The sequence below is a fragment of the Collinsella aerofaciens genome (assembly GCF_005844325.1).
GTDB classification, from domain to species: Bacteria; Actinomycetota; Coriobacteriia; order Coriobacteriales; family Coriobacteriaceae; genus Collinsella; species Collinsella aerofaciens_G.
In genome coordinates, this window is the sequence record NZ_SPFY01000002.1 from 124,129 (window position 1) to 136,856 (window position 12,728).

Consider the following 12,728-nt stretch of genomic DNA (forward strand, 5'->3'; position numbering starts at 1 on the left):
GGATGGTGCGCCCACAGGGGCGCATTTTTCTTGCCGCCTCTCTGCTCCAAAGCGGACGTGCCCTTACCCCGTACGCCTAAAACTCCCCAGTTGACCGAAAACCTGCCGCCGCTACTCCTCAATTGAGCTATAACGTTAAACAATTGCAGCGTTTTTGCACGGGGGAGTGATGGTATGACGCTACTGTATTTCCTTACCCTGTTTCCGCTGGTACCGGCGCTGGGCATGCTGCTCGCGCGCGGTGACCGCGCCCGCGATGCGGTGGGGCTCATAGGCTCCGGCATTATTATGGCGGTGACAGTTGTAGTCGCCGTCATGTTTTTTGGCATGGGTCCGCAGAGCTTTGAGGTTGCCTCCGGCACCTCGCATGTGCTCTCGATCATCAGCTCCGTCATCGACGTCATCCTGTGCGCCGTAATCCTGTACAACGCGTACAAATATAGGAACGCGCTCGCCACGGTGCTCGGCATAGTCCAGCTGGTGGGCTCGTTCGCCTTTGCAGCCATGACGCTGCCCGCGGTCGAAGCCGTCACGGCGACGCCGCTCTACCTGGACTACATGAGCGTGATCATGGTCCTCGCCGTCGGCATTGTTGGCAGCCTCATCTGCGTGTATGCCTTGGGTTATATGAAGGACTTCCAGGCCCACGACGAGCACGAGGCCGCACTGCGCGGGCAGACCGCGCCCGACCGTCGCCCGCAGTTCCTGGCGCTTATGTTCCTGTTCCTCTCGGCCATGTTCGTCATCGTGACGAGCGACAACCTTGAGTGGCTGTTCTGCGGCTGGGAAATCACCACCGTGTGCTCGTTCCTTATGATTGGCTACACGCGCACGCCCGAGGCCATCAAGAACGCTTTCACCCAGATCATCCTTAACATGCTGGGCGGTATCGCGTTTTTGGCGGGCCTTATGTTCTTGCACGTTAACGGCATGCCGCTGACCATCTCGGGCATGATCGAGCTTTCCGGCGCCGGTACCGCGCAATCCGCACTGCTGGTGATGCCGGTCATCCTGTTGTCGCTCGCCGCACTCACCAAGGCCGCACAGATGCCGTTCCACACGTGGCTGTTGGGTGCTATGGTTGCCCCCACTCCCACGAGCGCCCTGCTGCACTCGTCAACCATGGTCAAAGCCGGCGTGTTCCTGATGGTCAAGCTGAGCCCGCTCTATGCCATCTATCCCGTGACCGGCTTTATGGTCACGAGTGTGGGTGCCATCACGTTTTTGCTCGCTGCCCTCATGGCCATCTCGCAGAGCAACGCCAAGCGTGTGCTCGCGTACTCCACCATTTCCAACTTGGGCCTCATCAGTGCCTGCTTGGGTGTCGGCGCGCCCGAGGCCGTATGGGCGGCCATCTTCCTGATCCTGTTCCACACGGTGGCAAAGTCGTTGCTGTTCCTGTGCGTGGGCACGGCCGAGCATCATATCGGCAGCCGCAATATCGAGGACATGGACGGTATGTTCAGCCGCATGCCGCACCTGACGCGCCTGATGATGCTGGGCATCATGGGCATGTTTGTGGCGCCGTTTGGCATGCTCGTGTCCAAGTGGGGCGCCCTGGTGGCGTTTGCCCAGACCGGCAACGTGCTCATGATCATGGTTCTGGCCTTTGGCTCGGCCGCGACGTTTTACTTCTGGGGCAAGTGGCTTGCCAAGCTTTCGGGCGTCGACCCCACGGCTCAAAACGTTGAGGTCAATGTCCATAAGACCGAATGGATGGCGCTCAACACCATCGCCGCGTTGCTGATTCTGTGCTGCGTGGCGTTTCCGATTATCTCGAGCGGTCTGGTGTCGCCTTACTTGGCCATGGTGTTTGGCCGCGTGCCGTACGTTATCGGCAAGGACGCTATGTATCTGATGGTGGTTATCGTGGCGTTTATCGCCGTGGTGCTGCTGACTTCATTCCGCGTGAGCAACAAGCCGCACGTCAACGTGTACCTTTCGGGTGTGGGAACCGACAAATATCGCCATTTCCGCGGCTCGATGGGACACGAGGTGAAGGCCGAAAAGCGCAATTGGTACTCGGAGGACGCCCTTGGCGAGAAGCGTATTGGCCCCGCGGGTAGCGTCGTGTGCTGCAGCATTATCTTGTTTGCGCTGCTGTGTTGCGCGTGGATTGGGCCCGAGAGACTTGCCATGAGCGCGCCCTCGGTGCTGCGCGGCAAGTATTTTGAAGGTTCGGGCGTCGTGGGCATTTTTATTGGCACCGTGGCGTTTGCCTTGCTGGCGCCGCTTGTGGGCGGTCTGATCGACGGTCTTGACCGTAAGCTTTCGGCCCGCATGCAGGGCCGCGTGGGCCCGCGCCTGCTGCAGCCCTTCTACGACGTTGCCAAGCTCCTGCGCAAAGCCCCTGCCAGCGTAAACACCATGGACGATACCTACATGGCGTGCGCGCTCATCTTTACCGTGGTGGGCGGCGGCATCTTTGTGTCGGGTTCCAACACGCTGCTGTGCGCTTTTATGGTGACGCTCGCCGCGATCTTTGTGGTGCTGGCGTCCGCCTCGACGCAAAGTCCGTTTGCCCAGGTCGGCGCCGATCGTGAGTTGCTGCAGGTTATGAGTTACGAGCCCGCCGTTTTGCTGATGAGTGTGGGCCTGTATCTTGCCACCGACAGCTTCGATTCCATCGCCGTAACGGGGCAGTCGGCTCCCATCATCGTGTACAGCGCGCCCATTTTCCTTGCGCTGCTCGCGGTGCTCACCATCAAGCTGCGCAAGTCGCCGTTTGACCTTTCGTACTCGCATCATGCGCATCAGGAGATCGTCCAGGGCGTCGCCACCGAGATGAGCGGCGGCACGCTGGCCAAGATGACCCTTATGCACTGGTGCGAGACCGTGCTGTTTTTGATGTGGGTGGGCATGTTCTTTGTCTGGGACAACCCCGTGAGCTGGGTTGTAGCCCTGGTCGTGATGGTCGCGACGTATTTTGTCGAGGTCCTGATCGACAACACCTTCGCACGCAGCACCTGGCGCAGCTGCTTTAGGCTCGGATGGGGCGTGGCGCTGGTGTTTGGCCTGCTCAACCTTATGCCCATACTCGTCGATGTGTTTATTTAGGAGGCAGCATCCATGGATCATAAAATGTCGCGCTCGCCGTGGGTTATTCATTACGACGGCTCGAGTTGCAACGGATGCGATATCGAGGTGCTGGCCTCGCTCACGCCGCTGTTCGATGCGGAGCGCTTTGGCGTGGTCAACACTGGCAACCCCAAGCATGCGGATATCTTTTTGGTGACGGGGTCGGTCAATGCCCAGAACCTGCCCGTCGTGCGCCAGATCTACAACCAGATGCTCGAGCCCAAGTGCGTGGTGGCCTGCGGCATCTGCGCGTGTTCGGGCGGCGTGTTCCGCGATGCCTATAACGTGATCGGCGGCGTGGACCGCGCGATTCCCGTGGACGTGTACGCGCCCGGGTGCGCCATTCGCCCCGAGACGGTGATCGACGCCATTGTGGAGGCGTGCGGCATTCTGGACCAGAAGGAGGCCGTGATGCGCGCTGGCGGTGACCCGCTTACCGTGGGCGGCGCCGCTACCTGGGATGGTGGCGTTGAGCTAGGCGAGGACGGGTTTGTAGCTGCTGCGGGGGCCGGGGCCGGTGTCGACGCAGGCGCGGCTGACGGTGCGCCCGCCGCTGCAAAGGAGGCCAAGTAATGCAAAAGGCTATCTATACCACCGTCGGGATCGACGAGCTCCTGCCGCATGTTCAGGTGCTCAAGGGCGTCGGCGCGCGCTTTGTGCAAATGCACGCCGAGCGCAACGTCGACGACGGCACGTATCGCTTGGTCTATACGTTTATCAACGTTCGTGCTGCTCAGGAGCAGACCGCGCGGGACGGAAACTATGCGATTGAGAATCTGGTGGTCGAGGGTATCGACCAGTACCAGGAGATTCCGTCCATCAGCTCGTACTATCCGGCGGTATTCCCGTTTGAAAACGAGGCGCACGACCTGTTTGGTCTTGCCATCACCGACATGCAGATCGACTTTAAGGGCTTTTTCTACCAGGTCTCGACTGCCGAACCCATGAGCGTTATCACGCCCGAGGTGAAGGCCGCGCGCGAGAAGGCCATGAAGGTGCGTGCCGCCGCCGAGGCCAAGGCGCGCAAGGCCGCTGCCGAGAAGTCCGCCGCGGCTGCGGCTGCTGCAGGGGAGAGCGCTGCGAGTGCCGGCGATGCTTCGGCTGCGGCGAGCGCCCAGTCCGCTGCGGCTGCCGGCTCCGATGCTCAGCACGATGAAACTGCTGCGAAGGCCGCGCTCAAGGCTGCCGAGATGGAGGCAAAGCTCGCTGCCATGGATCCCGAGAAAGCAGCCAAGGTCCGCGCGGCGCTTGCCGCCAAGGCCGCCCGCGACAAGCAGAAAAAGGAGGCGTAAGGCCCATGGCACATCGCTCCGTTATTCCGTTTGGCCCGCAGCACCCGGTGCTGCCCGAGCCGCTTCATCTGGACCTGGTGATCGAGGACGACCGCGTCATCGAGGCAATTCCGCAGATCGGTTTTGTGCACCGCGGACTCGAGAAGCTCACCGAAAAGCGTGACATGCACCAGTTTGGCTACATCGCCGAGCGCATCTGCGGCATCTGCGCCGTGGGCCACAGCTGCGGCTATGCCAGCGCCTGTGAGCGTATGCTCGGCATCGAGGTGTCCGGCCGCGTGCAGTATATCCGCACCATTTTGCACGAGCTTTCGCGCATCCACTCACATCTGCTGTGGCTGGGCCTGCTCGCCGACGCCTTTGGCTTCGAGGCGCTGTTCTATCGGTCGTGGACCCTGCGCGAGCAGATCCTCAAGATCTTTGAGAGCACTTGCGGCGGGCGCGTGATTCTGTCGATTAACGAGATCGGCGGCCTTAAGCACGATATCGAGGACTCCGAGCTGGCGGGCATTGTCGAGACGCTCGACGCCATGCGCCCCGACTACGAGGCCCTGGTGCATACGTTTTTGGACGACAACAGCTGCGGCGAGCGCCTGCATGGCGTGGGCGTGATCAGCAAGAAAGACGCGCTGGAGCTTTCGATGGTCGGTCCGTTCGGCCGCGCCTCGGGCGTGGACTACGACGTGCGCATGTTCGGTGACGGCGCCTATGCGGACTTGGCCGCGTTTGAGCCCATCGTTGCTACCGATGGCGATTGCTATGCCCGCTGCCAGGTGCGTTGCGCCGAGGTCACGCAGGCCATGGACATCATTAAGGAGCTTGTGGGCAAGATTCCGCACGACGGGATTGGCGGGCGCACCAAGCTTACGCCGGCCGACGGCGCGCGCGGCGAGGTTGTGATTGAGCAGCCGCGCGGCGAGGCGTATTACTATGTGCGCGGCAACGGCACCAAGAACCTGGACCGTTTCCGCGTGCGCACGCCGACGTCGCAGAACTTGGCGGGTCTGACGCATGCGCTGCAGGGCGTACTCCTTGCCAACGTGCCCATGATTATCCTGACCATCGACCCCTGCATTAGCTGCACGGAAAGGTAGGCGCGGCATGAGTTTGCTGACATTTGCCAAGACGGCCTTGGGCTCTATGGTCAAGCAGCCGGTAACGGTGTGCTATCCGCAGGAGAAGCTCGCGGCACCCGAGCGCTTGCGCGGGCATATCGTCAACGACATGGACGTGTGTATCTGCTGCGGCATGTGTGCGCGTCGCTGTCCGGCGGGCGCGCTCGCGGTCGATCGCAAGGGTGGAACGTGGTCGATCGACCCGTATGCCTGTGTGGTGTGCGGTGAGTGCATCGAGAGCTGCCCCAAGCACTGCCTGACTATGGACACCGCCCGCACCCCAGTCGCAGCGGACAAGACTCCCACGGTAGAAACTAAGCCGGAGTAGCGCTGGAATAGAGCTGGAATAGGGGCCGGAGGGGCAAAAATGCCCCACCGGCCCCGCGCGTGAGCGCGCGGTTGGGCTGCCACGAACAAAACTATGCCGGATTACGGGGCTGGATAGCGAACCTCCCACCATGCAGAAAAACGCAAAAACAAAACCGCAGGTAGATAGCCTGCCGTTTTTCAAAAAATGGTGGTATGGATGAGGGCCCCGACTTTAGCTCCGTAATCCGGCATAGTTTTGAAATGACACCATATCCGTAACAGCCCTTGATCTCCCGTGGACAGAGGGAATCGGGTCATTTTGGCCTTGCGAGGGCTGTCACGTGACCCGTCTGCCACGAAATGGGCTCATCTACTACGTTTAAGCCGCTACCCTCAACCATGGCAAGTAATGCGAAATAAAAACTGCAGGTAGAACGCCTGCGGTTTTTCATGAAAAGCGGGTATGGTCAAGGGTATCGAGTCAAACGTAGTAGATGGGCAGGTTTCGTGGCGAGCGGTTTCGGCTGATCCCTTGGGGACGGAGGAAAACGGCTCATTTTGGTCCCGCGAGGCTGGCGGAGACACTCGTGCAGGGCCGCCCGAACAAAACTATGCCGGTTTACTACGATGAATCCGAGATTCCTGACCACACCAGCATTTTTGCAAATATCGCAAGTGTTCTACCTGCGGTTTTGTAAGTGCGCAATTTGCCGTGGTCGGAGATATGCGGTTCATCGTAGTAAACCGGCATAGTTTTGAAATGGCATCAAATTGGCGGCAGCCAGCGGCTAGCCTCGCAGATAGGCGATGGCGATTTGGGTGCGGTTGCGTAGCCCCATTTTGGCTAGGATTGAGCTGATGTGGTTGCGCACGGTGCCTTCGCCCATATAGGCGGTGGCAGCGATCTTCTTGTTGTCGAGGCCGCGGGCGATGAGCTCGGCGACTTCGAACTCGCGGTCGGTCAGACCGGCAAAGGCGGCGGGCCGGCGGGTCGCGCCGGCCTCGACGTCCGCCCCATCAAAGTTGATATCCTCGATCGCCTTACCCTCGAGCACGCGTTTGCCATCCATGACCTGTGTCAACGCGGGAGGGATGGCAGCGACGTCGGTTTTAATCAAGTAGCCGCGGGCGCCCAGCTTGAGCGCCGACACAATGTACTCGTCATCCGAGAACGTCGTCAGAAACACCACGCGCGCCGCAGGGTCGTGCTCAAGGATCTCGCGCGCGGCCGAAAGGCCGTCGCGTCCCGGCATCTGGATGTCGAGCAGCGCAATATCGGGTGCGTGCTCGGCGTAGAGCGCCACCGCATCGTTGCCGTTGGCACCGGTGCCCACCACTTCGATCTGCGGCTGGGCGCCCAAGATAATCTTGAGCGAATCGACCACCAAGCGGTCGTCGTCGACAACGATGAGCCTCATCGGCCCTCATCTCCTTGCTGTTTGGGAACGGTGGCAAACACACGCCAGCCGCCGGCGCCGGCACGCGGGCCGGCGGTGAAGGTGCCGCCAAGCGCCTCGATGCGCTCGCGCATGGAGGCGAGCCCCATGCCCTCCGCGGTGCCGCGGCCGCTTGCTTGGACCTCACCCACGCCATCGTCGGTAACAATGAGCTGGTAAAACGACGGATGCTCCATGCACCGTACGGTGACGGTCTGGGCGCAAGCGTGGCGCATGGTATTGGAGAGCGCTTCGCGCAGGACCGCTGCAAAGCAGTTGGCGACGTTTGCGGGCGCATGTTCGGCCATAACTTCAAGCTCAATCTGCGGGCCGCCGTCCGAGCGTGTGCCTTCGACAATGCGTTCGAGCTGCACGGAAAGGTCGACGGCGTTGTCGTTGAGCGCGTGGACGCTGGTGCGCACAAGCTGGAGCGCCTCGTCAACCGTGCGTTTAACGTCGGCGAAATCGGCGGCGACGCCAGGCTCGTCGGCGTGGACCACGCGTAGGGCTTCGGCCTGCAGTGAGGCGCGCGTGAGCTGGTGCCTGACGTTATCGTGGATCTCGCGCGCGATGCGGGCGCGTTCGGCGAGCGTCGCGAGCTCGACTTCGTAGTCCTGGCGATCGGCAAGATCGCGGTTGCGCGCCTCGAGCGCGAGGGCTCGTTCCTGCAGCTCGTCGCGGGTGCGGCGCATGCGCCGCTGCTCGCGCTCCAACTGGGCGGTGCGTAGCGATAGCAAGGTGGCGGCAACCGAAAGGATGGCGGTTAACAGCAGCGTTCGGGTGGTGAGCACGCCACCACGAAGGTCCGCGACAAGCGCGCAGACAAACACGGCGCCAATCGCCAGCGCGGGCCAGATTCGTTCACGGCGAACGCGTCGCGCGATGTCATAGAGAGCGAGAGGCGCAAACGGCACAAACGGCGGCACGAAGACAGCCGCGATGATGCAGGCGTAGCTCGCGGCCTCGCTCACACGGCGGGCGCGGTTTCCCTGTACGACCTCGGCCAGCGAGGTGGCAATAACGCCAAGGCAAAACGCCGCGACCAGGCGAGCGTCCACAGCAAGACCCATGGCGGCCGCAATACAGCACGCCAGCACGATCGATTTGTCGAAAAGCCTGTTCATACGGGTATTGTACGCGAAGCCGCGCGTGGTGGAGGGACCGCCTGCGCAACCGTGACATTCCTCCCACGCGGCAAAGCGGGGACGTCGGCAGGCCGCACGGCCAAGCTCCGCACTCGTGACAAAGCTCACTGGTGCGCGCCGCTCGCTCCTGCGATGATGCAATCGTACCGGGCCGCAATCAACAGAAGGGCCGCCTCATGACAGACATCGTCCACGTCGAAAACCTCGTCAAGCGCTACGACGACCTTATCGCGCTCGACCACTTTAGCCTGAGCATCGCCCCCGGCGAGATCTTTGGCCTGCTGGGCCCCAACGGCTCGGGCAAGACCACGTCCATCAACTGCATTCTGCAGCTGCTCGCCTACGACAAAGGCACCATCGAGCTGTTCGGCGAGCCCATGACGCCCGCCCGCTACGACCTCAAGCGCCGCATCGGTGTGGTGCCGCAGCAGGTGGCGGTGTTTGACGAGCTTACGGTGCGCGAGAACATCGACTATTTCTGCAGCCTTTACGTCAACGACCGCAAGCGCCGCCGCGCGCTGGTGGACGAGGCGATCGACTTTGTCGGGCTGGGCGACTTTACCAAGTTTCGCCCCGGCAAGCTCTCGGGCGGCCTGGCGCGTCGCCTCAACATCGCCTGCGGTATCGCGCACAAGCCCGAGCTCATCTTCTTTGACGAGCCCACGGTGGCGGTCGACCCGCAGAGCCGCAACGCCATCCTGGAGGGCATCTGCCGCTTGCGCGACGAGGGCGCCACGGTGGTGTATACCAGCCATTACATGGAGGAAGTCGAGCAGATTTGCAGCCGCATCATGATCATGGACGGCGGACGTGTGCTGGCGCAGGGCACCAATGACGAGCTCAAACGCATGATTCAAATGGGCGAGCGCGTGACTGTCGAGGTCGGCGCCGCCGAGACCGCCACGGTCGAGCGGCTGCGCGCCCTCGAGCACGTGCTTTCGGTTGAGCTGTCCGGCGGCGAGCTCGTCTGCACCTGCGAAGCGAGCCCGCACAATTTGGTCGACATCCTCGACACGCTGCGCGCCGCCGATGTGGCGCTCGGCCGCGTGTGGAGCGAGCCGCCGACCCTCAACGACGTGTTCCTCGAGATCACCGGCCGCGAGCTGCGCGACTAGGGGGCAGTCATGTTCAACACCATCATCACTACGGTCAAGACGCTGCTGCGCCGGCCGAGCACGTGGGTCTGGGGCGCTCTCTTTCCCATCGCACTTTCCACGATGTTCATGTTTATGTTTGCGAATCTGAGCTCTGACGGCACGGTCGACCCGGTACCGGTTGCCGTCATAGCGGACGAGGCCTGGGACGCCTCGACCTTTAAGGACGTGGCGACGTCGCTTGCCAAGGAGAGCGACAATCAGCTGCTCGAGATCCACGAGTGCGACGACGCAGCCGATGCGAACCGTGTGCTTAAGGCCGGCGAGGTCGCGGGCATCTATACGGTCGACGACGCGGGCGCACCCAAGCTCACGTTGCTGTCGAGCTACGACAGCTCGCGTGCCTCAACGGTGCTCACCGACCGCAGCATTCTGGAGACGGTGGCAAGCTCGTATACACAAAATGCCGAGCTCATGTCTCAGATTGCCCAGGACAACCCGGCGGCGCTCGCCGACCCGGAGGCGGTTGCGCGCGCCCTGTCGCTCGAGGGCGGCACCCGCCGCGTAAGCCTGACACGCACCACGCCCGATGGCACGGTCATCTACTATTACGCGCTCTTTGGCCTGGTCGCGATGATGTCTGCGGAGTTTGCCGCCTTGAGCGTCGTCGATCTGCAGCCCAATCTGTCGGGCCTTGGCGCGCGCCGCTGCGCGGGCGGTCTTTCCAAAACGGCGTCGCTGGCCGGTATCTTTGTGGGCTCGTGGCTGGTCTCCTTTGCCTCGATGGCGATCGCGATCGGCTACGTGCGCCTGGTTGTGGGCGTCGACTTTGGCGGGCGCGAGGGGCTGTGTCTGGTGGGCGGTGCCGCTTCCGCGCTTGCCGCCACGGGCTTGGGACTCTTTGTGGGCACGCTTCCCGTTAAGGGCGGCAAGGCATCCAAGTCGGGCATCCTCACAGGCTTTGCCACCACGTGCGCTTTGTTCGCTGGGCTCTACGGCGAACCGGCGATGGCGCTTGCCGATGACGTCGCCCGCGCCTGTCCGGCCGAGTGCTGGCTCAACCCCGTCAAGCTCATCTGCGACATGTTCAACCGCCTGTATTTCTTTGAGGACCTGGATCCTTTTGCCGTTCGCGCCGGCGCACTGGTCCTCATGGCACTGCTGTTCGTTGCCGCCGCCACGCTGATCTTTGGAAGGAGCCGCTATGAGCACCTTTAAGACCGCGCTTCGCATGGCGCTCGCTCACCCGTTCTACCTGCTCATCTACACGGTGTTCATTTCGCTGATGGGCGTATTCATCGCGGCATCGGTGAGCTGGAACTCGTCGCAGCTCACCGAGTACAAGCCCTACGACGCCAACGTGATCGTGGTCGACCGCGATGGCAGTGATCTTTCACGTGCGCTCACCAAGCACCTAGGTTCGCGGTTTGACCTGGTCACGGGCGTCGGCGATGACACGTACGACCTTGCGGACGCGCTCTCCAAGAGCAACAGCGCCAAGGGCAGCGCCGACTGCGTGTTCTTTATCCCGGAGGGGTTCGAGGACGACCTGGTCGCGGCTGCCCGCGCGGGGGAGTCCCTGCCCAAGCTCGATGTGACCTACGGTGCCGGCACCATGGCGGCGGCGCTTTCGTCTGCCGAGGCCTCGCGCTGGATCTCGCTCGCGGGCGCTGCGGCGGCGCTTGAGCCCACTGCCTCCAACGGCGACGTTGCCAAGGCCGCCGAACATGCCGCTGCAAAGCGCGCGGAGGTCCAGATCGAGCGGGTCAAGGTCGACTCGGCTGCTGCCGCCACGCTCGAGTCGTACTTCAACTTTGGCGCGTACGCGATTATCTCGTCGGTCATCGTATCGGTGGGGTTGGTGTTCTCGGGCATGAACGAGCCCGAGCGCGTGCGTCGTATGGATGCCGGCCCAATCTCCGAGCGCCAACGTTCGCTTGCCGTGTTTGCCGCCGCCGCCGTGCTCACCGTCTGCATCTGGTTTGTGTCGAGCATGATGGGTGTCGTGGGCTTTGCCGGCGCGGTCGCTGAGGTCGGCGTGGGTCGTGTGTGTCTGGCGCTGGCGGCGACGTTTGCCCTGGCGTGCACGCCTCTGGCCGTTGGCTTTACGTTGTCGAGCTTGGGCGCGCGCGAGGAACTGCTCAACGGCGTGGGCAACCTGCTTGGCATGCTCATGACGTTTTTGGGCGGCGCCTGGATGCCGCTGTCGCTCATGGGCTCGGCCGTGCAGACCGTGGCGCATTTTGTGCCGACATATTGGGTGAACGACGCGATCAGCAAGGCACTCGCCTCGGATTTAACGTCCACCGTGCTGGGCGACATCGCCTGCGACCTGGGCGTCACGGCACTCTTCGCCGTGGCCATCGCCGCCGCAGGCCTCGCCCTCGCACGCACCAAATCCCACGCCTAGCCACCTAGTCATTTAAGAACGTCCCCAATGACTGGTCTGAAATAAATCCCCGGCCTCGCTCCAAAATAGTTCGCCATGGTTTACTATTACGCTCATAAAGTAGTACGAGGCTAACAACGGGGGATACCATGGCAACGCAGGAAGCCTATGTCCAGGTGAAGGATCTCAAAAAGCATTACGGCGACGGTGATGCGCGCCTGACGGTACTCGATGGCATCGACACGTCCATCAACCGCGGCGAGATCTGCGTCATGCTGGGGCCCTCGGGCTCGGGTAAGTCGACCTTTCTCAACCTGATCGGCGGCCTGGAGGATGCCGATGCCGGCTCCATTCTGGTGGACGGCTGTGACCTCACGGTGCTCAAACCTACCGACCTGGGCGAGTATCGCCGCCGTGAGCTGGGCTTTGTCTTCCAGTTCTACAACCTGGTGCCCGACCTCACCATCAAGGAAAACATCGAGGTCACGGCATGCCTGTCCAAAAAGCCGCTCAACATTGACGACCTGCTACGCTCGCTGGGCCTCTACGAGCACCGCAACAAGTTCCCGCGCCAGGTTTCGGGTGGTCAGCAGCAACGCTGTGCCATCGGCCGCGCGCTCGTCAAAAACCCGGGTCTGCTGCTGTGCGACGAGCCCACGGGCGCGCTCGACTATAAGACGTCCAAGGAAATCTTGCAGCTCATGGAGGATGTCAATCACGAGTACGGATGCACCATCATCATCGTCACACACAACGCCGCCATCGCCCGCATGGCCAATCGCGTGCTGCGCCTGCGCGACGGGCGCATCGTCGAGGATGAGCTCAACGAGTCGCCCGTCGCGGCCGCCGAGCTCGATTGGTAGGCGGCGC

The 12,728-nt window shown here is 62.2% G+C and carries 11 protein-coding genes; 9 read left to right on the forward strand and 2 right to left on the reverse strand.

Translation table 11 applies throughout. The features are described from left to right. Positions 1-174 precede the first annotated feature (174 nt). Genes FGQ61_RS01385 through FGQ61_RS01405 form a run of 5 tightly spaced genes read left to right on the forward strand, consistent with a single transcriptional unit; the run spans position 175 to position 5,813 of the window. Positions 175-3,057 (forward strand): proton-conducting transporter transmembrane domain-containing protein, encoded by a 2,883-nt coding sequence (locus FGQ61_RS01385; RefSeq protein WP_138374321.1) that lies wholly within the window; start codon positions 175-177, stop codon positions 3,055-3,057. A gap of 12 nt (positions 3,058-3,069) precedes the next feature. Continuing rightward, complete coding sequence (locus FGQ61_RS01390; protein ID WP_138374322.1) at positions 3,070-3,651, forward strand: NADH-quinone oxidoreductase subunit B family protein; 582 nt, start codon at positions 3,070-3,072, stop codon at positions 3,649-3,651. Beyond that, positions 3,651-4,370 (forward strand): NADH-quinone oxidoreductase subunit C, encoded by a 720-nt coding sequence (locus FGQ61_RS01395; RefSeq protein WP_138374323.1) that lies wholly within the window; start codon positions 3,651-3,653, stop codon positions 4,368-4,370. The genes FGQ61_RS01390 and FGQ61_RS01395 overlap by 1 nt, the downstream gene beginning before the upstream one ends. Positions 4,371-4,375: 5 nt before the next feature. Beyond that, a complete protein-coding gene (locus FGQ61_RS01400; RefSeq protein WP_138374324.1) occupies positions 4,376-5,464 on the forward strand; it encodes a hydrogenase large subunit in 1,089 nt (362 codons plus the stop codon). A gap of 7 nt (positions 5,465-5,471) precedes the next feature. Continuing rightward, a complete protein-coding gene (locus FGQ61_RS01405; RefSeq protein WP_055251494.1) occupies positions 5,472-5,813 on the forward strand; it encodes a 4Fe-4S dicluster domain-containing protein in 342 nt (113 codons plus the stop codon). Between the two features lie 769 nt (positions 5,814-6,582). Here the strand turns inward: FGQ61_RS01405 and FGQ61_RS01410 are convergent. Together FGQ61_RS01410 and FGQ61_RS01415 are read right to left on the reverse strand one after the other, a co-directional pair. After that, positions 6,583-7,212, reverse strand: a complete 630-nt coding sequence (locus FGQ61_RS01410) for a response regulator (protein ID WP_138374325.1) — start codon at positions 7,210-7,212, stop codon at positions 6,583-6,585. After that, entirely contained in the window at positions 7,209-8,354 is a 1,146-nt protein-coding gene (locus FGQ61_RS01415; RefSeq protein ID WP_138374326.1) for a sensor histidine kinase, read from the reverse strand. The genes FGQ61_RS01410 and FGQ61_RS01415 overlap by 4 nt, the downstream gene beginning before the upstream one ends. A gap of 197 nt (positions 8,355-8,551) precedes the next feature. Between FGQ61_RS01415 and FGQ61_RS01420 the strand changes: the two genes are divergently transcribed. The 4 genes from FGQ61_RS01420 (at position 8,552) to FGQ61_RS01435 (ending at position 12,721) form a co-directional block, all read left to right on the forward strand. Next, entirely contained in the window at positions 8,552-9,490 is a 939-nt protein-coding gene (locus FGQ61_RS01420; RefSeq protein ID WP_138374327.1) for an ABC transporter ATP-binding protein, read from the forward strand. Positions 9,491-9,499: 9 nt separating this feature from the next. Further along, the gene (locus FGQ61_RS01425) at positions 9,500-10,687 is read left to right on the forward strand and encodes an ABC transporter permease (protein ID WP_138374328.1); all 1,188 of its coding nucleotides are present in this window, start codon (positions 9,500-9,502) and stop codon (positions 10,685-10,687) included. Further along, the gene (locus FGQ61_RS01430; RefSeq protein WP_138374329.1) at positions 10,674-11,879 is read left to right on the forward strand and encodes an ABC transporter permease; all 1,206 of its coding nucleotides are present in this window, start codon (positions 10,674-10,676) and stop codon (positions 11,877-11,879) included. Before FGQ61_RS01425 ends, FGQ61_RS01430 begins: the two co-directional genes overlap by 14 nt. Before the next feature lie 128 nt (positions 11,880-12,007). After that, complete coding sequence (locus FGQ61_RS01435; protein ID WP_138374330.1) at positions 12,008-12,721, forward strand: ABC transporter ATP-binding protein; 714 nt, start codon at positions 12,008-12,010, stop codon at positions 12,719-12,721. The last annotated feature ends 7 nt before the right edge of the window (positions 12,722-12,728 follow it).